Raw genomic sequence first — 450 nt, 5'->3', positions numbered from 1 at the left:
GTGCGGCGCGAGTCTCGTGGCCAACGCCCAGACCATCCGCATCGCCAATCAGGGCGATGCGCTGTCGCTCGACCCGCATTCGCTGCAAGAGTCGCTGCAGCTGAGCACGACCAACAACGTGTATGAAACCCTGGTCGGTCGCAACAAGGATTTGAGCGTGGCGCCGGTGCTGGCGACCAGCTGGAAGCAGAGCTCCCCGACGGTCTGGCGCTTCGAACTGCGCAAGAACGTGCAGTTCCATGACGGCACACCTTTCACCGCCGACGATGTGCTGTTCAGCTTCGCGCGTGCTGCAGGTGAAGGCTCCGACATGAAGTCGAACACCAACGACATCAAGGAAGTGCGCAAGGTTAACGACTACGTCGTCGAGATTGAAACCAAGGCGCCATTTCCAATCCTGCCAGAGGTCATCAGCCAGCTCATGATCATGAGCAAGAAGTGGTGTGAAGA

The 450-nt window shown here is 58.9% G+C and carries 1 protein-coding gene; it reads left to right on the top strand.

The window, feature by feature from the left end:
• Window positions 1-16: 16 nt before the first annotated feature.
• A partial coding sequence (locus H7U32_RS10295; RefSeq protein WP_323804626.1) for an ABC transporter substrate-binding protein occupies window positions 17-450 on the top strand: 434 nt, incomplete at its 3' end.

This window comes from Bifidobacterium pullorum subsp. saeculare (genome assembly GCF_016899725.1).
Classification (GTDB): Bacteria; Actinomycetota; Actinomycetes; order Actinomycetales; family Bifidobacteriaceae; genus Bifidobacterium; species Bifidobacterium pullorum_C.
Note: the sequence above shows the minus strand (reverse complement) of the source record. Positions and strands in the feature narration are given on the sequence as shown.